We start from the raw sequence: 21,429 nt of genomic DNA on the forward strand, positions 1-21,429 counted from the left end.
GACAGCTCCTTTTTAAACAAGTAGCCTCATCATAAACAAATTAATCCTACTTTTCAAGTAGGATTAATATATTCGTACTATTCAGTCGGGTTGAGCAGATGGAGATGCCTTGTTGCCCGGGAGGCCAGAACATACAGTATATGCTTCGAATCGCTGTAGGATTGTGCATCCGTCAGGATGACGGTGTTGTACTCGAACCCCTTCGACAGATAGTAGGGCAGGATGATGAATGACTGGTTGTACAGCGTGTCCGTCTCCCCGAGGTTCTTCATCTGTGGGAACTCATCCTCCAACTGTGCATAATAGTGGTCGGCTGCTTCTCTTGAAGGGGTGATGATGGCGACTTGCGGATATTCCCCGGAGCGCAGTATGTCCCTGACATAGCCGAGTTCATCTTCAGTGTGCACTTTCTGCACCTCATCGCCGTCGACGGAGGCGGACTGTATGGAATCCGGGATGATGCTGTTAAGGAATGCATTGATCTGGTTTGTGGAGCGGTAGGAGCGCTCCAGCTTTTTCTGTATATGGTTTTTGGCGATCAGTGCATCCTTCCTGCCGGGATGGATCTGCTGGTTCGGATCGCCCAGGCTCGTGAATGTCGCCTTCCTGTAGTAGTGTCGCATGACATAGTATTGGATGTTCGAATAGTCCTGCACCTCATCGATCAGTACGTGCTGGATCTGCCTGTCGTGCCTGCCGAGGAGGTGGATGTACATGTAGAGAAGAGGGGCGATGTCTTCATATTTGAAGTCATTCTCCTTGACGGAACGCACGGTCATGTTGCGGAATTTCCTGTCGTAGATCGAGTTAACATACAATTTCTCGAAATGGACGAAGCGGAAGAGGGCGACTTGCCGGTGCACGGTCTTCAGCTGCTTCTTGGCGAAGTCATGCGCCTCTTTCTTGAGTTCGTGCGCCTCGCCGATGTACTTATTGCTGTCGCGCAGTTCCCTGTATCTTTCGTTCGTCAGCCTTTTGACTTCCTCGGTATACCGGCTGAGCAGCCTTTCCTGCATCTTCGAGAGGCGCCTGCTTATGGGGTGGCCGCCGAGTTCATTATAGAATGTGTGGACAAGCTCTTCCCTGCTTGCGAACAGCCCATTTTCACCCTGCAGTGTCCTGAACTCCATGCCGTCGGTCTCGAGCTGCTTCATGAAGCCGTGAAGCGACTTGAAGTATTCGAGGGAATTCTTGAATTCATAGATGTCGTGCCCTTCGTCGTCCTGCCTCAGGCGTTTGATGTTGTCGTAGACATGTTCGAAGTGCCTCCCCTTGAAGTAGGGGAAGTGCGAGATGAGGCGGAAGAATGTCGTGTTGCGCACATGGTTTTCGCCGAGTTCGGGCAGCACGTCCGACAGGTAGTCGTTGAACACTTCATTCGGTGAAATGAGCAGTATGTTCTCAGGATTCAAGGTCTCCTTATGCTGGTACAGCAGAAATGCAATCCGCTGCATGGCAAGGGAAGTCTTTCCGCTGCCCGGTGGTCCATAGACGAGCGTATCCTGCGACAGGGGAAGACGGATGACGTCATTCTGCTCCTGCTGGATGGTGGAGACGATGTTCTTCAGCTTGGACTGGGAGGAGTCGGTGATCATGCGCTGGAGTATTTCATCTCCTATATAAACGTCGCTGTCGAACATGTTGAGGAGGCGGCTGTCCTCGATGATGAACTGGCGCCTCTGTTCGACCGTCGCATCTATTCTGCTGCCGTCCGGGATGCGGTATGACAGGTCGCCTGTCGTATTCTCATAGAACAGGCTCGCAACCGGGGTGCGCCAGTCGTAGATGAGGATGTCGTTGTCCCGGTTCTTTATTGTGCCGGTGCCGATGTAGATCGGCTCCCCATCGACGGTGATCTTGCCGAAGTAGGGTTTTGGTATCATGCGTTCTGTGCGTTCACGCATCGTTTCTATATAGTTGTAGTTCATTTCGGTTCTTCTGATCTCCGGCAGCATCTGGACGAATTCCATGACATTGCCATCTGCAAAGTCGACGACATTTGAGATGTTTTCATTGATGTCCTGCCGTGTATCCAGTATGCCTTGGGCTGTGGTGCTTTGCCTGTCCTTCAGATCTGCATTGAATACTTTGAGAAAATCGACGATGAAGGTGAGATGCCGGGCTTCTTCTTCAAATGATAGAATTTTCATAGGGACCCTCCTTTGGTTCGACATTCAGCATATCGGTATTTTGAAATAATTAACAGTCTTAAATTAATATGGGGCATATGATATACTTGATGTGTAAAATCGAGCGAATATTATACTGGTTAAAGGACAGCGATCATGAGGAAAATATTAGTATCGGGACTGATCACCGGGATTGTTTCCGGCGTGCTGCTTCTTCTTGCTTCTGCATATGTGGAATCCAGCGCAGGCATCGAAATCATGACATTGCTTTTGAACGTGGACTTCATCTTCGAGCGGAGTCCGGGGCTGTTCATGGAGATTATTTTTCATCTGATGGTCTCTGTCACTCTGGCCATCATACTGAAATGGCTTTATGTGTATAAGCCGCGTCTCTATATACCGGGACTGGTGACGGTGGGGGCAGTTGTGACACTGCTCTATTTCATCCTCTCCAGCCTAGCCGTACAGACTTTGGATCTGAATGGCTATATCGGCTTTGTGCTCTGGGTGATATTCCATATCGGTTATCTCCAGGCCCTGCATCTGATGTTCAGGCTCGGCCTCTGAAATTCCAGCTGCTTTCGACCGCCACGGCCGGAAGCGGCTTTTTTATTATACAATAATAGTTTGCACTCAAACGGGTATAGGGAAGAAATGCTTATGATAATCGGAAGAAGGTGACTGGAATGGACAGGAAGAAAGCACTCCCGCTGCTTGAAGAGGTCATGGAAATCAGGGCTTCTGTAGAACAGGAGGGGGATTGGCTGTTTAAGGAATGGGACAGCACACCGATACGCGAAGGATACAGGAACAGTGCCAGGAATCTGGCATACTATATGGCCTTCAGACGGAAGGATATGAGGGAACTGCAGGAAAAACTGATTCCCTGGGGTGTTTCGTCGCTTGGGCGTCTGGAGGCGGATGTGCTCGGTACACTGAATGCGGTCACCCGGACACTCGGCTACATTGCTGATGAGGATGTGTCGGATATCGACTACCGCTCCTCGGACTCCTTTTTGGATCGCAACTCGGCCCTCCGGCGGAATTCTGATGATATCTTCGGGCCGCCGCGCAACGGCAGGGACACACGCATCCTTGTAACGATGCCGTCGGCCGCCGGCAGCGACTATGAACTGGTGAAGACACTGGTTGAATCTGGAATGAACATGGCGCGCATCAACTGTGCGCATGATGACGCGGACACATGGTCCGGAATGATCGGCAACATACGTAAAGCGGAAGATGAGACCGGCCTCGAATGCCGGGTGCTGATGGATATCAGCGGCCCTAAAATACGGACCCGGCATCTGCTCACTTCCATGCGCAATCCGAAGCTCAAGGTGGGGGAGAGATTCCTCCTCTCGAATGCGGAATCGATGACGCTGCCGAAAAAGGTTGAAATTGCGCTCAACACTTCCGTGCCTGAGGTGATCGGGAAGATAACACCGGGCCAGAAGATCAAGATAGATGACGGGCACATTGAAGCAGAAGCGGTGGAGCAGACGGATGACGGCATCATCTGTGAAGTGGAAAGGACCGTGAAGGAAGGCGGGGTGAAGGTGAAGACCGAAAAGGGGATCAATCTGCCGGATCTCGACTTCAAACTGCCGGTCCTGACGGAAAAGGACTACAGGGACCTCGATTTCGCGGTTCAGCACGCTGATGCCATCGCCTTTTCCTTCATCAAGGATGTCGAGGACATCGACCTCATTGAAGATGCATTGTCAGAGCGTCTGCCTGAGGACCGGAAGGGGATACCAAGCATCGCAAAGATAGAAACGCCCGAGGGCATCAGGAATCTGCCCGACATCATCCAGCGCGCAGCAGGCGCACGGCCTTTCGGCGTGATGCTTGCCCGCGGGGATCTTGCAGTCGAGATTGGCTACGAACGGCTGAGTGAAATCCAGGAAGAGCTACTCTGGATATGCGAGGCTGCCCACGTGCCTGTCATATGGGCGACCCAGGTGGTGGAGTCGCTCGTGAAGACAGGCATACCGACGCGTTCGGAGATTTCCGATGTGGTGGCCGGATCGCGTGCCGAATGCATCATGCTGAACAAGGGTGAATATATCGCAGACGGCGTCGACGTGGTATCCGAAATCCTGGAGAAATTCGAGGACCACCACTACAAGAAGACATCGATGCTCCGGGCACTCGGCATCGCCAATCATACGTTCAACAATAGGGGATAGAAGACCAGATAGGAGATGGATACCCATCTCCTTTTTTTATGGAAACGATTACTTTATCAGAATGCTCAATTATTTCCGAAAATTCCTTTATTTTATCCTTATGAGGGCGTATACTACCTACATCGTAGATGATTAGGAGTGATGTATATGTTGCAGGAACCTATTGTAGCGACAGTCATGCTGTTTGCACTGATCGCCCTCGGGGAATTGATTTCGGTCTATACACGTGCCCGGATTCCAATGCTGATGACAGCGATGCTCGGCTTTTTGATACTTACATGGACAGGGGTGTTCCCGGAGAACATCCTTGAGCTTTCCACGCTTCCGGCACTCGGAGCGATTCTGATCGGTCCCCTCATTGTACATATGGGGACGCTCATGCGCTTCTCGATCCTCAAGAAGCAGTGGCGGGCGGTCATCATCGCCCTGTCCGGCCTTGCAGGTGCACTCACACTGGTGCTCGTCATCGTGACGCTCGTGTTCGACTTCACGACGGCAGCAAGCGGTGTCGGTCCGATTTCAGGCGGGGTCGTGGCGCTCCTGATCACCAATGAAACGCTGACGAACCTCGGCCTTACAAGCCTGGTCGTCGTTCCTGTACTTGTCCAGGCATTCCAGGGGGTCATCGGCATGCCGCTCGCGACCGCATTCATGAAGCGGTACGGACAGGCATTCATGGCGGAGGGCCGCAGGGTCGAAGAGGACAGCATCGGCTTTGAGGAGGAGCGGGGCATCTCCCGCTTCAGCCTGATGAAGAACAATACGATCAAACTGTTCGTCATCTTCGTCCTCGGCATGCTTGGGGTCATCCTCGGTGATATCACGGGCATCCACTATACGCTGTTCTGTCTGCTCTTTGGTATACTGGCCCTGAACTTCAATCTGCTGCCGAAGAGCGCGTTGGAGTCTGCAAACTCGTTCAGCTTCATGATGGTCGCGCTCATCTTCGTCATCATCGGCACGATGGGCGGCATCACACCGCAGGATGTGGTGACCAATATCCCTGCTGTGGCATTGATTCTCGCCCTCGGTATATTCGGCATCCTAACGGGTGGGTTCATCGCTTCGAAGCTCGTCGGCTGGCATCCCTATAAAGGCATCCCGGTCGCCCTGACTGCGCTGATCGGCTTCCCGGGGGACTACCTGATCTGTGAAGAGGTGGCCCGGAGCGAAACCAACAATCTGGAAGATCAGAATAGACTATTCCAGGAACTGGTGACACCGATGCTGATCGGCGGCTTCGTCACGGTAACGGTTGCTTCTGTATTCATCGCAAGCTTCGTCATGAGCCTGATATAAAAAAAGTAAAGAAATGGGAGTGTAGAAGATGGGAAAACTTTTCATCAAAAATGTCAATCTGATAGACGGGACCGGTTCTGAACTGGTGCAAAATACGAATGTACTCGTGGAGGATGGCCGCTTCAAGGCGATCGGTGCCGAGGAGTCGGCAGCAGAGGGTGCAGAAGTGCTGGATGGTGCAGGACAGTACATGCTGCCGGGCATGATCGATGCGCACGTGCACATGATGATGGAATTCAAGCCGCTCGAACAGCGGCTCGTCACTCCGTTCTCATATAATTTCTATGCCGCGATGGAATATCTGAACCGTACGCTCAATGCAGGCGTGACGACGGTACGCGATGCCCTCGGCAGTGACCTTGGACTGAAGAAGGCGATAGAGGATGGCCTGGTCAGGGGGCCGCGCATGCAGATCAGTGTCAACGCTCTGACGATCACAGGAGGACATGGGGACGGCTTCAACTACTCTGGCGTCGTGACGGACCTCATGCAGCCGCACCCGGGCATGCCGCACGGTATATGCGATGGTGTGGAGGAAGTGCGCAAAAAGACGCGTGAGATGCTGAGGGCGGGTGCCGACATCATCAAGGTCCACGCGACGGGCGGGGTATCGAGCCCGACCGACCATCCTAAATTCACCCAGTTCTCGCTTGAAGAACTGAAGGTCATCGTGGAAGAGGCGAAATTCCGGAACGGCGTCAAAGTCATGGCGCACGCCCAGGGGCTGGAAGGCGTCAGGCAATGTGTGGAGGCGGGCATCCATTCCATCGAGCACGGCATATTCCTCGATGATGAAGTATGCGGCATGATGAAGGATCAGGGGACATACCTCGTACCGACGCTGCTGGCACCGGTATCCGTCCTCGAGTTCGCCGAAGAGCTCGGGATGGCGAAGACTGCTGTAGAGAAGTCTGAGGAAGTCATCGAAATACACAAGGAAAGCTTCACGCGTGCATATAAGGCCGGCGTCAAGATTGCCATGGGTACCGATGCAGGCGTCTTCAAGCATGGCACGAACCTGCGGGAGCTTGAACTGATGGTGGAATGCGGCATGACCCCGGGTGATGCCATCACGGCTTCCACCAAGACCGCCGCGGAGTGCATGGGCTATACGGACCTTGGTCTCGTCAAGGAAGGCTATGTCGCCGACTTCATCTTCTCGAAGGAGAATCCATTGGAGAACATCGGTGCTTTGAAGGATAACGACAACATCAAGGTCGTCGCAAAAGAAGGCGTCGTATACAAGAACATAATAGGAGAATGATGGCAGCCCCGGCCGGGGCTGTTTTCCATTTCCATAAAAGTGTCATGACAATGTATGGAAGCGGGCATCCGGCTCATGCCGGGTGCCTTTTTATATGCACAATGAATCCATGCATCGACAATGGTCTTACTATCTTATATGATTGGAGAAACTAGACGAAGACGGGGGAAGTATATGAAGAAGGCAGCGCTGATCATCAACAGAAAATCAGGGAAGAAGAAAAAGCCGCCGGTCGAATATGGTGTGCTCCGTGCCCTCCACGGCCAGAACTATGAAGTGGAAGTATTATATACGGACGGATCCGATGCAAAGGAGCTCGCTATGGAAGCGTCACGGTATGCAGAGCTGATCGTGTCTTCCGGCGGTGACGGCACCATCGGTGAAATCATGGACGGTATGGTTGAATGTGGTTCTGAGGCGGCCCTGTCGATCCTCCCGGCCGGCACCGTCAACGATTATACACGCGCCCTCGGCCTCCCCCTCGATATGAATGAGGCGATCCGGAACCTGTCGAAGCCACAGAAGACGGTTGAAGCGGATGTCATCCGGTTCAACGGCCGCCATGCAGCCTATCTGATTGCACTGGGTGATTTCATGGAGTCCTTCACGGGGGTCAGCTCCAAAGTGAAGAACAGGTTCGGCATACTTGCCTACCTCTATGCAGGGCTGCATGCACTGTTCACCATGAAGAACTATCGGGTGAAGATAGATGCGGACGAAGAGAAGGTGATGAGCGATTCGATCCTGACGATCGTCGCCAATACATCATCCGTCGGCAGTTTCGACAGACTGCTGCCTGAAGCGCGGATCGATGACAACCATCTTCATGTCATCAACATCGTGCCCTCCACCCCGAAGGAAATCGTTGAAATCATCATCGCGGCGTTCCGGGGCAGGCTGACCGGGCACAGCAATGTCCATTATATGCGCACGAAGAAGCTGTTCCTCGATACAGACAGGCTGGAAGTGATGGATGTCGATGGGGATGCCGAAGACTTCAGCGCCATGGATATAGAAATCGTGCCCGCCTGTGTCCGCATCAATGTGCCGGAGGGTCATGCCGAATGACGACATCCACCGACCTATGTTGAAATATTTCCCTCAATCGTATATCATATACCGGTGGATAAAAAAACATTGAGGAGGATGATGATTGTGAAGATCAGAGATAGGCTCAAGCGCATCAATTTTGAAAAAAGAAGAGTTTCATTCGCACCAAAGATCACGCAACAGACCCTGATCAACATTGCTACGGTAATCATCGGGTCTTTTATTTTTGCCATTGGGGTCAATTCGTTCATGATTGCCGGCAATCTCGGGGAGGGCGGCGTCACCGGGCTCGCAATCATCCTCTATTATGCATTTGATATCTCCCCGGCCCTGTCGAACCTTGTGCTGAACTCCATTCTGCTCGCCGTCGGCTTCAAGTATTTGAGCAAACGTTCGATGTATTATACGATCGTTGTTGTAATCCTGACGTCATTCTTCCTATGGGTGACGGAGACCTGGCATGTGCAGTCGGATGAAATACTGGTCAACACAGTGTTCGGCGGGATGTTCGTCGGACTTGGCATCGGTCTGATCATACGGATCGGCGCAACGACGGCAGGTACGACGATCCTTGCCCGGCTGGTCAATAAATATATGGACATCAACGTATCCTACGCGCTCCTGTTCTTCGACCTGGTCGTCATCACCATCGGCCTGACCGTCATGACGCTCGAACAGGTGCTGCTGACGGTCATCGCCCTATACATCGCAACGAAGGTCATGGACTTCATCATTGAAGGTATGAACCCGAAGAAGGCCATCACCATCATCTCCGACCATCCCGAGCGGCTCGGCAAGATGATCAACAGCGAAATCAGGCGCGGCGTCACGATTATGAACGGCCGCGGCTTCTACACGCAGGAGGACAAGGACATCCTCTATGTCGTCATCAACAAAAACCAGCTGACACGGCTCAAGCGCCTCATCAAACGATATGATGAGAACGCATTCGTCGTGGTGCACGATGTGAACAGCGTGCTCGGCAACTATTTCATATAGAAGAAGACCCCGCCTTGGCGGGGTCTTCTTCATTTCCTCTTCGTTTTCAGGTAGATGGACGAAGGGTCGCTCCCCCTCGTTTCAAATCCTTTATGTATCAGCCAATTCCTCGTGAAGGCACTGGTCGGCCCCTGCATCATCAGATAGACCTTCTCCACATCATCAGCCGCCTCCAGATAGGCGTCCATCAGTTTCGAGGCGACCCCTTTTGACTGGTGGTCCGGGTGGATGACGAAATCCGCGACATACTGGGTGAACATCAAGTCCCCGGAGGACCGGATCAGGCCGATGAGCTGGCCGGAATCCCAGGCCGTGACGAGATAGTCGGAAGCCATCACAGCCTCGAATAGTGCATCCATCCGCTTGTCATAGGATGTATGTCCCTTGCTCCTGTAGAGCTGTTCAATATCATCGTAGCCGATGTCCCTGCCTGTAGAAAGTTCAATCATGGCTTTACCCCTTTTTCATTTAATCATAGCGGCTGATTTACCCTTGCGCAATGTCTATTGAAAATATATCATAAAGAAAGGATTATTTTTACAGAATATTAAAATATTTTAAATGAACTGGGATGGGTTGCCATGTTTGCATCAGTATTCAGGGAGACATTCAAACGCACATGGCGGAATCGAAAGAACCGGCTTGTGCTCATTCTCTCCTTCGTCGCCATATTCGTCCACCTCTTCTTCTATATGCCGGGCCAGGAGCACCCGATGACGATCGACAGGGAAACTTTGCGCCTGGAGATGACGGCGGCCTACGGGATGAAGGAATCCCGGCTCGAGTCGGGGGACATTGCAGTGAACAGCATGACCGGCATCGATACATACAGTACTGCGAAGCAGCAGTATGAAGATTATTTCGGCCATCACAGCGCTATTGAAAATGGTGATGTCGCCATGCTGGCCAAGATGACCGCGGGAGGGCTGCCGGATTTCGCCATGGACGCCGTATGGGAGGAATTGAATGATAAGTACGAGGGCGACCTCCAGATGATGGGCTATCATCAGACACGCCTCTTCCAGGAGATGCGGAGCATTGCCGATCATGAGGGGATTACGCTTCATATGTACGACAGGAAGACGGCCTTCCAGCAGCTGTATAGCTTCTTCGCCAATTACGGACCGCTCATCATGCTGCTGATCACGGTGTTCGTGGCGAGTGAGATCCTCGTCGATGACCGGCGGCACAGAACACTCAAAGCAGGTCAGCCGATGGGATGGCGCCGTTACATATTACATCAGTCGGTCTCCCTTGCCATAATACTCGCGACCATCTTCTCCGTACTGCTTGCGGTGTATTTCCTGGCTGCCGGGATAATGTACGGGTTCGGTTCGCCGGGGCTTGAAGTGGGTGCCTATAAATACGATGAGGGCTATCGTGGGGAGAACTCGAACCTCACCACTCAGACAATCGGCACCTTCATCGGCATGTCGCTCATCCTCATCATGCTGCTGATCTACTTTTTCGTCCGTTTGAATGCACTGCTGTCCCTTGCCTTCCGGCACGATATCCTCGTCATGCTCATCGGTTTTGTGATCCTCGGCTTCAACCGGATCTACAGCGCCACGGGAGAGGAGGCCATCTTCGGCATCGGAGGGGAATATTTCCTGCACAACTATTTTGAGACGGGTCTCGTGCTGAGCGGGGAGCGGAACTTCCTCGCCATGACCGATGCCTACAGTTTCACCGGCGCCGTGGTCATGATCGGGGCATCGATACTGGTGCTTGAGATGCTCACGGCTCTTGCGGCAGGGTGGATGCATCGTCAGAAGTTCGAAAGGGAGGTGCGGTGATGCGGCTGTTCAAATGGGAAGTGCTTAAAGTCCTCCGGGACTGGAAGGTGCGGATACTGCTTGTGGCACTGCTGCTGTTCCTCGCCACATACTCGACCCTCTATCAGGATCGTACAATAAAGCTTCCTGTGGAGGAGGCCAGGGAAGAGTATCACGAGACGCAGCGCCTCTTCCATGCGATTCCTGAGGCGCACTTCGAGACTGAGGCCGGCCAGGACATTTACGACCGACTTGCCCGTCAGCAGCAGATCCTCGGCATGCAGCGCTTCATCCTCTCCGAAAAGGAGGGAAACACGGTGGAAGGGCTTGAGGAGATCGTCAGCGACTACGTCGATCAGGGGATAGAGATGTCGGAGAACCAGCTCCATTTCCATGAAGCGGACGATTTCGAATCACAGGAACTGCTGCTGAGCTTCATACCCGATGAGGGGGAGATTGAGAACAGGTTGAAATTCCTGAATTACCTCAAGGAAAATGATGTGGCGATCGACTGGAATCCGATGTCGCCGAGTCTTGTGCTCTACAGTCTCATCAATATACTCGCCGGCGTCTTCATCTATATCGTCGCTGCAGTCTTCGGTGCGGATCGGTTCAGCAGGGATCAGGAATACAACTGGAGCATCACGCAGGGGATTCCGCTGACATGGAAGTCACAATGGCGGATGCGGTCGATCATCAGCTGGGTGCTGATATGGATTGCCATCCTCATCGGTCTTGTGGTCTCCTACATCATCAACCGCGCATCGGTGGACACCGGGACGCTCCTCTATCCTGTGCCGCTCTACAGCGGCAGCCAACTGGAGTACATCAGCATAATGGAATACACTGTGCTCGTGGTGGCACTCACCATGGCTGCGAGCTACATCATACTGAAGGTCTCTACTGGTTTCAGCTGGATGTTCAGGAACACTTATCTTACAATCACGCTCGTGATCGGTATATTCTTCATTCCCTATATCTTCACGATCATCCCGCCGCTCGGCAGTTGGAACCCGTTCCTCTATCTGCAGATACTTCCGGTTCTGGAAGGGGAATGGGCTGGAGCGGGCAGGGTGGATGTGCCGAAGCTCCTCATCAGTCTTCTAGTGCTTTATATGCTGGTCGAGCTCGCATTCCACTTCATATTCAGACTCATTCCGACACGTTCAGGAAAACTAGAAAGGAGGAGGCACTGATGACACTTGAAATTAAGGATCTGACCATCAGCTATGGCAGCCACACCGTCCTTGAAGATATCAGTTTCAGCATTCCGGACGGCACAATCATCGGCCTCGTCGCGCCGAATGGTACCGGAAAGACCACGCTCTTCAATGCGATCATCCGTTTCATCCCGATCAATCAGGGTGAAATAAGGATTGACGGCAGAAACTTCAGGAATACTGCGAAGGACGTCAGGGCGCTCCATGAGCAGATCACATTCTTTCCGGACCAGGCGGAGCTCTACGAAAACTTTTCCGGCTACGAACATATCCAGATGTATAGGGATATCTGGAACAGGGAGGAGCGGGACATAGACGGCATCATCCAGCGGCTGAATATGGAGGGGTATGTCCGCAACAAGGTCAGCTCCTATTCCCTCGGCATGCGACAGCGGCTCTGCTTTGCAATGATGATTGCCGCAGACACGAAGATCATGTTCATGGATGAAATAATGAACGGTCTCGATCCGATCAATGTAGAGCTCGTGAGCCGCATCCTCCAGGAGGTGAAGGCGGAGGGCAAGATCATCATTGTTGCGAGTCATCTTCTGGATAACCTTGATGACTACGCCGATCAGATATTCTTTCTGAATGGCCGGCGTCTTGCCTACACGTACGACCGCAGGAAGGAAACGGAAAAATACATCAAGGCCACAGTGCCGGATGCAGTCCTCCAGGCTATGAAACCATGGCCCGAGGGGACCATCCATCTGAACGGTAGCCGGATCTGTATACCGGCAGCCGAGCTTTCGGGGGAGCGGAAGGCCGCCTTGTTGGAGAAGCTTCTTGAAAATGGGGCGGAATCGGCCACAATCGGACCGCTCGGAACATATGAACATTACTTGAGGATCTATAAGGGGATGGAGTCATGAGATGGTGGCTGTTTGCGGTGGTCCTCATGGCTGGATGCAGCCATGGAGGCCTCATGCCGGAGAAATATGATGGTGAAGCGTTTGAAGCGGATGGGGCGGCCGTCACAGCCTATGAAGAAAACAATATACTGATGACGGAAGATCTTCCGGAACGCTTCCCATTCACCAAGAGCACGGAGATGGCCGGCATCCAGGATGATACCGGTGAGGAGATGCAGCTTGAAGCAGGTACATATGATGTAGGAACCGATGTTCCTCCAGGCAGGTATGATGTCCTGCTGCAGGATGAGGCAGGGGCCCTTGTCATAGAGGATGATCAGGGCGTGCGGCTGCTTGAAATCCCAGTCGGTGTGCGGACACCGGTGGCACAGGTCGATCTCGCGCGTGGTTATACGCTGACGTTTGCATCCAGGGACGGCCAGCTGGCGATTACGCCAGTGGGAAATGATATGATGGAAATGGATGGGGAAGAATATATCGAAATTCCGGCCGGTACACACACGGTCGGCACCCATGTGCCAGCCGGAGAATATGAGCTGCTGTCGGAAAGCCTCCCGATCATGGGTGATGACGGTCTCCCACGCATCTATTGGAATCCGTCCCCAATGATGCCGGGACTTGACGAAGATATGGAAGACGTGAAGGGTGTCCCTACTGAAATGAAAGCAGGGGATACCATCGTTACGGAATATCCTTTACAGCTGAAGAAAATAGAATGATGGGAGTGGTTGATATCAATATAAAAGCATTGCAGTATCAGGTGGCATTCGGAGATGTCGAAGAGAACATTACCAGGGTCAGGGAGCAGTTCGACCGTGCAGAGCTCAAGGGGACCGACGTCGTCGTGCTCCCTGAGATGTGGACATCGGGATATGACCTTGAAAATATCCAAAAGCATGCCTGCCAGGACCTCGAGCCGGCGAAGTCTGTAATTTCCGAACTTGCACAAAAATATGATGTGAACATCGTCGCGGGTTCCGTCGCCAACATCAAGGATGATCCGGATGAGGTGTACAACACTGCATTTGTCGTCGACCGGAGCGGGGCGCTCGTATATGAGTACTCCAAGATGCATCTGGTCCCGATGCTGAACGAACCGGAATATCTGACGGGCGGAAAGGACAAGGTCGAGACATTTACGCTCGATGGCAATACTTGCGGCCTCGTCATCTGCTATGACCTCCGCTTCCCGGAACTCTTCAGGGACCTGGTATTGAAGGGGGCGACTTCCATCTTCACCGTCGCCGAATGGCCGATGGCGCGCAAGGCCCATTGGGAAGTGCTCATCAAAGCCCGGGCAATCGAGAACCAGTGCTACCTCATCGCATCGAACACATACGGGGAGATCGGTGATCAGGAGTTCGCCGGCCGTTCCATGATCATCGATCCCTTCGGCAAAGTCGTCGATGAGGCTGCAGATCACGGAGATGCGGCCGTAACCGGTCAATTGGACGGAAATGAAGTGGCACGGATCCGCAAGGAAGTGCCGATATTCGATAGCCGGAAAAGGGAGATGTATCATTTCCTGTAGGGGAGCAGCTTGAAAGGTTAAAGGGGGGGACGTCATGGAATTCAAAAAGATATATACCACAATAGACGCCCATGTTGCGGGTGAACCATTAAGGATCATCACAGGCGGGGTGCCCGACATCAAAGGGGATAAACAGCTTGAGAAGCGCACCTACTGTATGGAGAATCTCGACTACATACGGAGGGAGCTCATGCATGAGCCCAGGGGACACGATGGCATGTACGGGTGCATCATTACACCGCCAGTTACAGAAGGAGCGGCCTTCGGTGCGCTGTTCATGCACAATGAAGGATGGAGCACCATGTGTGGCCATGGCGTCATAGCCGTCGTCACAGCAGCCGTGGAGACGGGAATGATCGCCGTCGATGACAAATCACCTGAATTAATCATCGACTGCCCATGCGGGCCAGTGAAGGCACATGCAAGAATCGATGGGCAGAAAGTGGCGTCTGTGGCATTTGAAAATGTAGCTTCCTTCCTGTATGAAAAATCATTTCCCCTTGATATTGAAGGGTACCGATTTAAAGTCGACATCTCATATGGTGGGGCTTTCTATGTTCTCGTCGATGTGCATGATCTTGATCTGGCATTGGATCTTCAGGCTCTGCCTGCCCTGGAGAAGTGGGGAGAAAAAGTGAAGCGTTCCGTTGAAGCGCAATTGGAAGTGAGACACCCCAATGAAGATATTGCAGGGATTTATGGCACCATCTTCCATGATCCATTCAAAGGAACGGATGTGCCTTCACGGAATGTGACGGTCTTCGGCAATAGGCAGATCGACCGTTCTCCCTGCGGTTCAGGCACTGCTGCAAGAGCAGCAGCGCTCCATGAGTCAGGAATGTTGGGTGCAGGAGAGTGCTTCATCCATGAGGGGATCACCGGTGGGAAGTTTATGACGCACGTGCTTCAGAAGACAGAAGTTGGGGGCACCCCGGCAATCATACCGCAAGTCGAAGGCAGTGCGTTCATCACGGGCCACCATCAGTTCATCATCGATCCTGAAGACGATTTGAAAGCTGGTTTCCTGTTGAAGTGATGATGGTAAATGCAGTGGAAAATCAGAAAAGTACAGTCTAAGGATTCCCGGCATGGGTATTGTCTAATATCATCATCACCATAAGCTGCAAGTGCAGATGAAGAGGATGTGGAATGGCGCAGGAGTTGAAAGGAAGCACAGGCAGTCATTCTATACAGGATAGGGGCGGTGTGTATGAAAGAACAGGTGTTGCCCGGTATAGGTACAAAATATTCCCTGACGACCTTGGATGGACTGAATATCGTAATCGTCCTCCATACCAACGGTAAACGCGAGTTGTATATCGTCAATGAAGATGAGGATGTGGATTACAATGTTGCACTCACTTCTGACGAAGCGAAGGATATCGGCCTGAAGCTGATCGACATCAACCATGACACCATCGATGAAGCGGAATTCGAGCGCTTCAATATCTTCAGGAAGAAGAAGATCATGGACTGGATCAAGGTGCACCGGTTTCAGGTTTGACCGTCGGAGAGGCAGAGGATCGGTCCAAGGCTGAAATCTCCATCGTAAGCGTCAATAGGGACGAGGACATCCTGCCGCGGCCGGATGCTTCGTTTGGAATTATGGAAGGTGATGTACTTCTGGTCGTCGGCGAATATGATGCAATCACAGAATTTGAAGAACGCTGCAAGAGCGGTCATGGATGAGCGGACTCCTCTCAGCGCCGACGCTGTTTGTCAGTGGCCTCCTGCTGCTTGTGCTGTTCATCGGGGGGCTGTTGGCATACAGGCTGAAAATACCTGATGTCATCATTTTCCTTCTGCTTGGAATCATGATTGGACTCTTCATGGAAGAATCGGAGCTGATGCACTATGCGGCCGAAATCGGAATCGTCCTCCTGTTCTTCATGCTGGGTATGGAATTTCCCATAAAAGTGCTCGGCCGTATGGCGCGGGACATCTATATTCCCGGTCTGATCGATCTGGTGCTGTCCTTCGGGGTGACCTTCTTCATTGCCCTATTCATGGGACTCGACATAACGAGTGCCATGCTTGTCGGCGGGGTCGTCTATGCCACCAGCTCATCGATTACTGCGAAGATGCTGCAGAAGAGCAACCGTCTCATCAATGATGAGTCGGGCTTCATGCTTGGACTGCTGATATTCGAGGATATGGTGGCGCCGATACTTGTAGCCGTCATCGCGAGCATGTATTTGAGCGGCGGCATTTCAGGTGTGCAGCTTTTCATCGTCTTTGTGAAGATTGCGGCCCTGATTGCTGTAGCGATTTTCCTCGCCAGGGTGGTCTTCACCCGCCTCAGGCCGTTCATTGGACGCCTGCTGGATGAGGATTTCTTCATCCTGTTCATCATCGGGTTCTCCCTGTTGTATGCAGGGCTGACTCTGTGGCTTGGCCTGTCGGAAGTGCTCGGTGCCTTCCTTGCCGGCATCATGTTTGCTGAAGTGAGGCAGTCTAAAGACCTGCAGAACCATACCCGGAACATGCGCGATCTTCTGATTCCGGTTTTCTTCATCTATTTCGGAACGACGATAGATGTCACAGAAGGGGTGCCGATGATTCCATTGCTGAGCGTCCTGCTCGTATGGTCCATCGTTGCCAAGATCGCCGTCGGGTATTTCGGCGGACAGATATATGGTCTGGGGATAAAGCAATCCTGGACTGCTGGCTTCTCGCTCACCCAGCGGGGCGAGTTCTCGATCATCATCGCTGCACTCGCTGCGACTGAGCTCAAGACATTCAGCGGCATGTTCATATTCTTTTGCGCTGTGGCAGGAATACTGCTGTTTGAAATGGCACCCCAGATCGCCGCGCGGCTTGCTGCCATGCGTAAGGCAGGAGGTTCTCCGTAGGACAGCCGGAAGGGGGATCATTTTTATAGGTGGACGGAAATTTATTCTCTGTATTTTTCAGAAGTAGGGCGGTCTCTTGTACGGGGCTCCGCGCTACTTCTTTTTATTCATCAATTGTTGTTGCAATCAACTAATGAATGAATTATCCATAAAGGGAAATTAAAAAGCATTCTCAGACAATTTTACAAAGAAAATGGGCATTATCATTTAATGAATTTATTCATCAGACATGAGAAGATGAATACATAGAGGGTGGTAGCATTGAAGAATTCATACTTTGTCAACTATCAGATGAAAGGTATCTGGGAAGAGGCGTCCTATCATTCACATCAGGAATATGAGATATATATCTTTCACGATGGAGTCTGTCGCTATCTGATCAATAATCAGATCTACGACCTCGAGCCTGGAGATATTCTTCTGATGGATGGGTTGGCGCTTCATAAGCCCAATGTACCACGCAACAGCGAATATGTGCGCAGTGTCATCCATTTCTCCCCGCAGTGGATACGAGGTCTGCTGAAAGAACTGGGGGGACTTTATCTGCTCAAAGTATTCGAGGAACGTCATCATTACTTCATTCGTACGAAAATGAATGACGAATACAAAAAACTCGAAACGGTCATACGGCGGATGGATGAATTGGAGAAGTTCGAAGATGAAGAGAATGCAGAAATGGAACAGAAGGCTCTGTTCGTTCAAATGCTTACAATCATCCATCGTATCGGTGAACCCGATAAGCTGAAACAGCCGGGAGTCCATTCAGAGAAAATTGAACATGCTGAAAAGATAGCAGCATACATCCAGCAGCATTATACGGAGAAGGTGACGATCGATATGGTTGCATCCGACCTCAATATCAGCAAGTCATATGTATCCCACGTGTTCAGGGAAATGACGGGATTCACGGTTATGGAGTACGTTATGGGGTCGCGTTTGATGCGGGCGAAATATCTGCTCGAGGCGGAGCCTTCGAAACCGTTGAAGGACATAGCCTTTGAAAGTGGATTTGAAAGTGCTTCACATTTCAGTCGCTATTTTAAAGAGAAAGTGGGCGTAACGGCAAAGGAGTACCGCCAGACACGCTTGAAAATCTATATATGAGGAGAGGTTAATATGAATAAAGTGAAACTGGGAATTATAGGATTCGGCGCCCAAGGAGGCGCATATGCAGGGTTCATTGCAGAAGGCAGAGTGAAGAACATGGAAATCGGAGCCATCTGCGACATTGATTCTGCGAAGAAAGAAGAGGCGGCAGAGAAGTACCCTGATACCCCTTTCTATGAAGACTACATAGAAATGATGGAAAGTGGTGCAGTCGACGCAGTAGTGACGACTGTTCCCCATTATCTCCATCCGGAAATGGGAATTGAGGCGCTGAAGCGGGACATCCATCCCCTGGTCGAGAAACCGGCTGGTGTGTATACGAAGCAGGTGAAAGAACTGAACGACTATGCCGCAGAAAAGCCGAACCTTACCTACGCGATCGTCTTCAACCAGCGTACGAACGAATTGTATCGGAAGGTGAAAAGCATCATCGATAACGATGAGATAGGTGATATAAGGCGTACCAACTGGATCATCACGACATGGTGGAGGCCACAGGGGTACTATGATCAAAGTGCATGGAGAGCGACATGGGAAGGAGAAGGAGGCGGGGTGCTCGTCAATCAGGCCCCTCACCAGCTGGACCTCCTGCAGTGGATTGCCGGTATGCCAGAGTCAGTATATTCCAAGGTGAAATACGGATATCAGAGGGATATCGCTGTTGAAGACGAAGTGACGACGCTGCTGGATTATGGGAACGGAGCGACGGGGGTATTCGTGACCTGCACCCATGACATCATCGGTACAGATCGTTTGGAGATCCTTGGAGACAAGGGAAAGATTGTTGTCGATGACAGTAAAACCCTGACAGTAAAACGACTTAAGAAACCTGAGCCTGAAATGAACAAATCCATGAACATGGAGGATGTAGCCAAAATTTTCATGGGAGAATCCACCGATGACATCTATGAAACGGAAGTGAAGGAGTTCGAAAGCGTATGGGGCGGCCAGCATATTGCTGTACTCGAGAATTTCGCTGCGAACATTCTTGATGGCGTCCCGCTCATTGCTCCAGGAAGCGACGGTATTCAAGGGGTCGCTCTGGCCAATGCCATCCACCTCTCCAGCTGGTTGGGCAAGGAAGTCGAACTGCCGGTGGATGAAGAACAGTACCTGGCTGAGTTGAATGAAAGGATTGCTGAAGAAAAGCAGTGAGTGTAATGGAAAGGGGGAGTGCCTCCCTTTTCCAGATATGTACAGTGTTATGCAGGAGAGGAAGGAATAATCATGCTTAACGTAGGAGTTATTGGACTCGGGGATATTTCTCATATCCATCTTCCGGTCATTGAAAAGCATCCAGAAGCGCGGCTTCGTGCTGTATGTGATATCGATGAATCGTTGGAGAGTACAGTGCCGGGAGCCGCTTTTTATACAGATTATGAAAAAATGCTCGAGGAAGAAGCACTGGACTGTGTGCATATCTGTCTACCGCATCACCTTCACTATCCAGTGACGAAAGCCTGTGCAGAAAAAGGTGTACACATTTTTCTCGAAAAACCGCTTGCGCGCAATGCGGAAGAAGGGATATTGATGGTGCAGCTGGAGAATGAATATCCGGAGATCAAAATGTGCGTCAGTCTTCAGAACCGTCTCAACGAGACCTTCATACAATTGAAGAAGCTCGTCGAAAGCGGAGATTATGGCAAGGTGATGGGCATCAAAGGACTTGTAACCTGGTTCAGGCCCAGAGCCTACTATGAAAGAAAACCGTGGCGGGGCATCATGGAAAAAGCCGGTGGCGGAGTGATGATCAATCAGGCGATCCATACACTCGATCTTATCCAACTGATTGGCGGGGAGATCGATACGATGCGCGGGTCCATAGATAACCTGTTCGATTATGGAGTTGAAGTGGAAGATACCGCTACCGCAAATATCCAGTTCAAAAATGGGGCTACCGGCCTGTTTTTTGCAACGGTGACCAACGCGGTGAATTCTTCCGTGGAATTCCAGGTGATTTTAGAAAAAGGGAAATTGACGATCAAAGATAATATTCTTACCGCTGCCGATGATTCGGGCAGGAAAGTGAAAATCGTTGAAGATGAAGCGCTGCCTGGAGAGAAGTTCTATTATGGAGCAAGCCATTCAAAGCTGATCAACCAGTTCTATGAATGTATCCTGAATGTAACAGAGAACTATATAGGACTGAATGATGCACAGACTTCGATGGAAATGATCAGTGCTATAAGAAAATCTTCACAAATCAAAAAAGCGATCAATCTGGAGGTATATAGATGACCAAGGGCAAAATTGGTGTACAAATGATGATGTTGAAGGAGAAAGTGGAAGAGAACGGACCTTACGAAACGCTGAAGAGACTTCATGAGTTGGGTTATGGTGCTGTGGAAGTGTCCCAGATACCTATGACTAAAGAGAATGTGTCGGAACTTAAACGTGCGAGCGATGATTTCGGCATTAAAATTGCCGCCCTGTCTGCTGGACTTGAGCCTATATTGCCGGGAGCGCCAGGGGAGACGCTTACAGAGGACTTCGATAAAATCGTTGAAGACTGCAAGACACTCGACTGCGAGTTTGTGCGTATAGGAATGATGCCACTGAAGATGATGAGTGATAAGGACAGCATCATGTCTTTCATTGAACGTGCAGAAGAGATGGCGGGAAAGCTCGAGGAACATGGCATTCACCTGTATTACCATACGCACCATATCGAATTCCAGAAGTTCGATGGGGAGTATCTGCTTGATCTGATGAAGGATAACACGGACAAGCTTGGGTTTGAGCTGGATGTCCACTGGATACAGCGGGCGGGCGTCAACCCGGTGGAGTTCATCAAAGAGTATAAGGGGCGGATCTCCCTGCTGCACCTGAAGGACTACCGTGTTGGTGCGTTGGAGACAGAACCTGAAGATTTTGAAGATATGGCGAAATTCTTCCATAAGTTCACGAACATCATTGAATTCGCGGAAGTAGGGGAAGGCAACCTGGATATGCCGGCGATAATCGAAGCGGGACTGGAAAGTGGAGCGGAATACTTCCTGATCGAACAGGATGATACTTATGGAAGGGACCCGTTCGACAGTCTTGAGATTTCTGCCGGAAACTTGAGGGAACTGGGTTACGGCGATTGGTTTTAATAGTATATAAAAACATGTGATTAAGAATGGAGGACTGAACAGAC

At 51.3% G+C, this 21,429-nt stretch carries 21 protein-coding genes; 19 read left to right on the plus strand and 2 right to left on the minus strand.

All coding sequences use genetic code 11. The features are described from left to right. Window positions 1–77: 77 nt before the first annotated feature. On the minus strand, window positions 78–2,150 hold the full coding sequence (locus LLU09_RS09535) for a HelD family protein (protein ID WP_228311535.1): 2,073 nt from the start codon (window positions 2,148–2,150) through the stop codon (window positions 78–80). A 135-nt stretch (window positions 2,151–2,285) separates the two neighbouring features. Here LLU09_RS09535 and LLU09_RS09540 point away from each other — a divergent pair, with 135 nt between their 5' ends. From LLU09_RS09540 to LLU09_RS09565, 6 genes are all read left to right on the plus strand, one after another. Continuing rightward, window positions 2,286–2,696, plus strand: coding sequence for a hypothetical protein (locus LLU09_RS09540; RefSeq protein ID WP_228311536.1), 411 nt, complete (start codon window positions 2,286–2,288; stop codon window positions 2,694–2,696). Window positions 2,697–2,815: 119 nt separating this feature from the next. Then, a complete protein-coding gene (locus tag LLU09_RS09545) occupies window positions 2,816–4,321 on the plus strand; it encodes a pyruvate kinase (protein WP_228311537.1) in 1,506 nt (501 codons plus the stop codon). A 147-nt stretch (window positions 4,322–4,468) separates the two neighbouring features. Continuing rightward, the gene (locus LLU09_RS09550) at window positions 4,469–5,620 is read left to right on the plus strand and encodes a hypothetical protein (protein ID WP_228311538.1); all 1,152 of its coding nucleotides are present in this window, start codon (window positions 4,469–4,471) and stop codon (window positions 5,618–5,620) included. Window positions 5,621–5,648: 28 nt separating this feature from the next. Further along, on the plus strand, window positions 5,649–6,884 hold the full coding sequence (locus tag LLU09_RS09555; protein ID WP_228311539.1) for a metal-dependent hydrolase family protein: 1,236 nt from the start codon (window positions 5,649–5,651) through the stop codon (window positions 6,882–6,884). A gap of 174 nt (window positions 6,885–7,058) precedes the next feature. Beyond that, window positions 7,059–7,952, plus strand: a complete 894-nt coding sequence (locus LLU09_RS09560) for a diacylglycerol/lipid kinase family protein (protein WP_228311540.1) — start codon at window positions 7,059–7,061, stop codon at window positions 7,950–7,952. An 87-nt stretch (window positions 7,953–8,039) separates the two neighbouring features. Next, the gene (locus LLU09_RS09565; protein ID WP_156964967.1) at window positions 8,040–8,933 is read left to right on the plus strand and encodes a YitT family protein; all 894 of its coding nucleotides are present in this window, start codon (window positions 8,040–8,042) and stop codon (window positions 8,931–8,933) included. A 29-nt stretch (window positions 8,934–8,962) separates the two neighbouring features. Here LLU09_RS09565 and LLU09_RS09570 read toward each other — a convergent pair whose 3' ends face one another. After that, window positions 8,963–9,382: a GNAT family N-acetyltransferase gene (locus LLU09_RS09570; protein WP_228311541.1), complete on the minus strand. Its 420-nt coding sequence runs from the start codon at window positions 9,380–9,382 to the stop codon at window positions 8,963–8,965. A gap of 132 nt (window positions 9,383–9,514) precedes the next feature. Here LLU09_RS09570 and LLU09_RS09575 point away from each other — a divergent pair, with 132 nt between their 5' ends. The 13 genes from LLU09_RS09575 (at window position 9,515) to LLU09_RS09635 (ending at window position 21,385) form a co-directional block, all read left to right on the plus strand. Further along, window positions 9,515–10,729: a hypothetical protein gene (locus tag LLU09_RS09575; protein ID WP_228311542.1), complete on the plus strand. Its 1,215-nt coding sequence runs from the start codon at window positions 9,515–9,517 to the stop codon at window positions 10,727–10,729. Continuing rightward, on the plus strand, window positions 10,729–11,904 hold the full coding sequence (locus LLU09_RS09580) for an ABC transporter permease (protein ID WP_031546206.1): 1,176 nt from the start codon (window positions 10,729–10,731) through the stop codon (window positions 11,902–11,904). The genes LLU09_RS09575 and LLU09_RS09580 overlap by 1 nt, the downstream gene beginning before the upstream one ends. Beyond that, complete coding sequence (locus LLU09_RS09585) at window positions 11,904–12,800, plus strand: ABC transporter ATP-binding protein (RefSeq protein ID WP_031546208.1); 897 nt, start codon at window positions 11,904–11,906, stop codon at window positions 12,798–12,800. Before LLU09_RS09580 ends, LLU09_RS09585 begins: the two co-directional genes overlap by 1 nt. Beyond that, window positions 12,797–13,519: a hypothetical protein gene (locus LLU09_RS09590; protein ID WP_228311543.1), complete on the plus strand. Its 723-nt coding sequence runs from the start codon at window positions 12,797–12,799 to the stop codon at window positions 13,517–13,519. Before LLU09_RS09585 ends, LLU09_RS09590 begins: the two co-directional genes overlap by 4 nt. Before the next feature lie 5 nt (window positions 13,520–13,524). Further along, the gene (locus tag LLU09_RS09595; RefSeq protein ID WP_228311544.1) at window positions 13,525–14,331 is read left to right on the plus strand and encodes a carbon-nitrogen family hydrolase; all 807 of its coding nucleotides are present in this window, start codon (window positions 13,525–13,527) and stop codon (window positions 14,329–14,331) included. Between the two features lie 34 nt (window positions 14,332–14,365). Beyond that, window positions 14,366–15,367 carry a proline racemase family protein gene (locus tag LLU09_RS09600; RefSeq protein ID WP_228311545.1) on the plus strand — a complete coding sequence of 334 codons (1,002 nt, stop codon included), beginning with the start codon at window positions 14,366–14,368 and terminating at the stop codon, window positions 15,365–15,367. 174 nt (window positions 15,368–15,541) lie between these two features. Further along, window positions 15,542–15,835, plus strand: a complete 294-nt coding sequence (locus LLU09_RS09605) for a cation:proton antiporter regulatory subunit (RefSeq protein ID WP_228311546.1) — start codon at window positions 15,542–15,544, stop codon at window positions 15,833–15,835. Further along, the gene (locus LLU09_RS09610; protein ID WP_255620855.1) at window positions 15,832–16,020 is read left to right on the plus strand and encodes a cation:proton antiporter regulatory subunit; all 189 of its coding nucleotides are present in this window, start codon (window positions 15,832–15,834) and stop codon (window positions 16,018–16,020) included. Before LLU09_RS09605 ends, LLU09_RS09610 begins: the two co-directional genes overlap by 4 nt. Beyond that, window positions 16,017–17,183: a cation:proton antiporter gene (locus tag LLU09_RS09615; protein ID WP_228311547.1), complete on the plus strand. Its 1,167-nt coding sequence runs from the start codon at window positions 16,017–16,019 to the stop codon at window positions 17,181–17,183. The genes LLU09_RS09610 and LLU09_RS09615 overlap by 4 nt, the downstream gene beginning before the upstream one ends. 291 nt (window positions 17,184–17,474) lie before the next feature. Continuing rightward, window positions 17,475–18,287 (plus strand): AraC family transcriptional regulator, encoded by an 813-nt coding sequence (locus tag LLU09_RS09620; protein WP_228311548.1) that lies wholly within the window; start codon window positions 17,475–17,477, stop codon window positions 18,285–18,287. Between the two features lie 12 nt (window positions 18,288–18,299). Next, entirely contained in the window at window positions 18,300–19,445 is a 1,146-nt protein-coding gene (locus tag LLU09_RS09625) for a Gfo/Idh/MocA family protein (RefSeq protein WP_228311549.1), read from the plus strand. Between the two features lie 72 nt (window positions 19,446–19,517). Next, window positions 19,518–20,528, plus strand: coding sequence for a Gfo/Idh/MocA family protein (locus tag LLU09_RS09630; RefSeq protein WP_228311550.1), 1,011 nt, complete (start codon window positions 19,518–19,520; stop codon window positions 20,526–20,528). Continuing rightward, window positions 20,525–21,385: a sugar phosphate isomerase/epimerase family protein gene (locus LLU09_RS09635; RefSeq protein WP_228311551.1), complete on the plus strand. Its 861-nt coding sequence runs from the start codon at window positions 20,525–20,527 to the stop codon at window positions 21,383–21,385. Before LLU09_RS09630 ends, LLU09_RS09635 begins: the two co-directional genes overlap by 4 nt. Window positions 21,386–21,429 lie beyond the last annotated feature (44 nt).

It is taken from the genome of Salinicoccus sp. RF5 (assembly GCF_020786625.1).
Lineage (GTDB): Bacteria > Bacillota > Bacilli > Staphylococcales > Salinicoccaceae > Salinicoccus.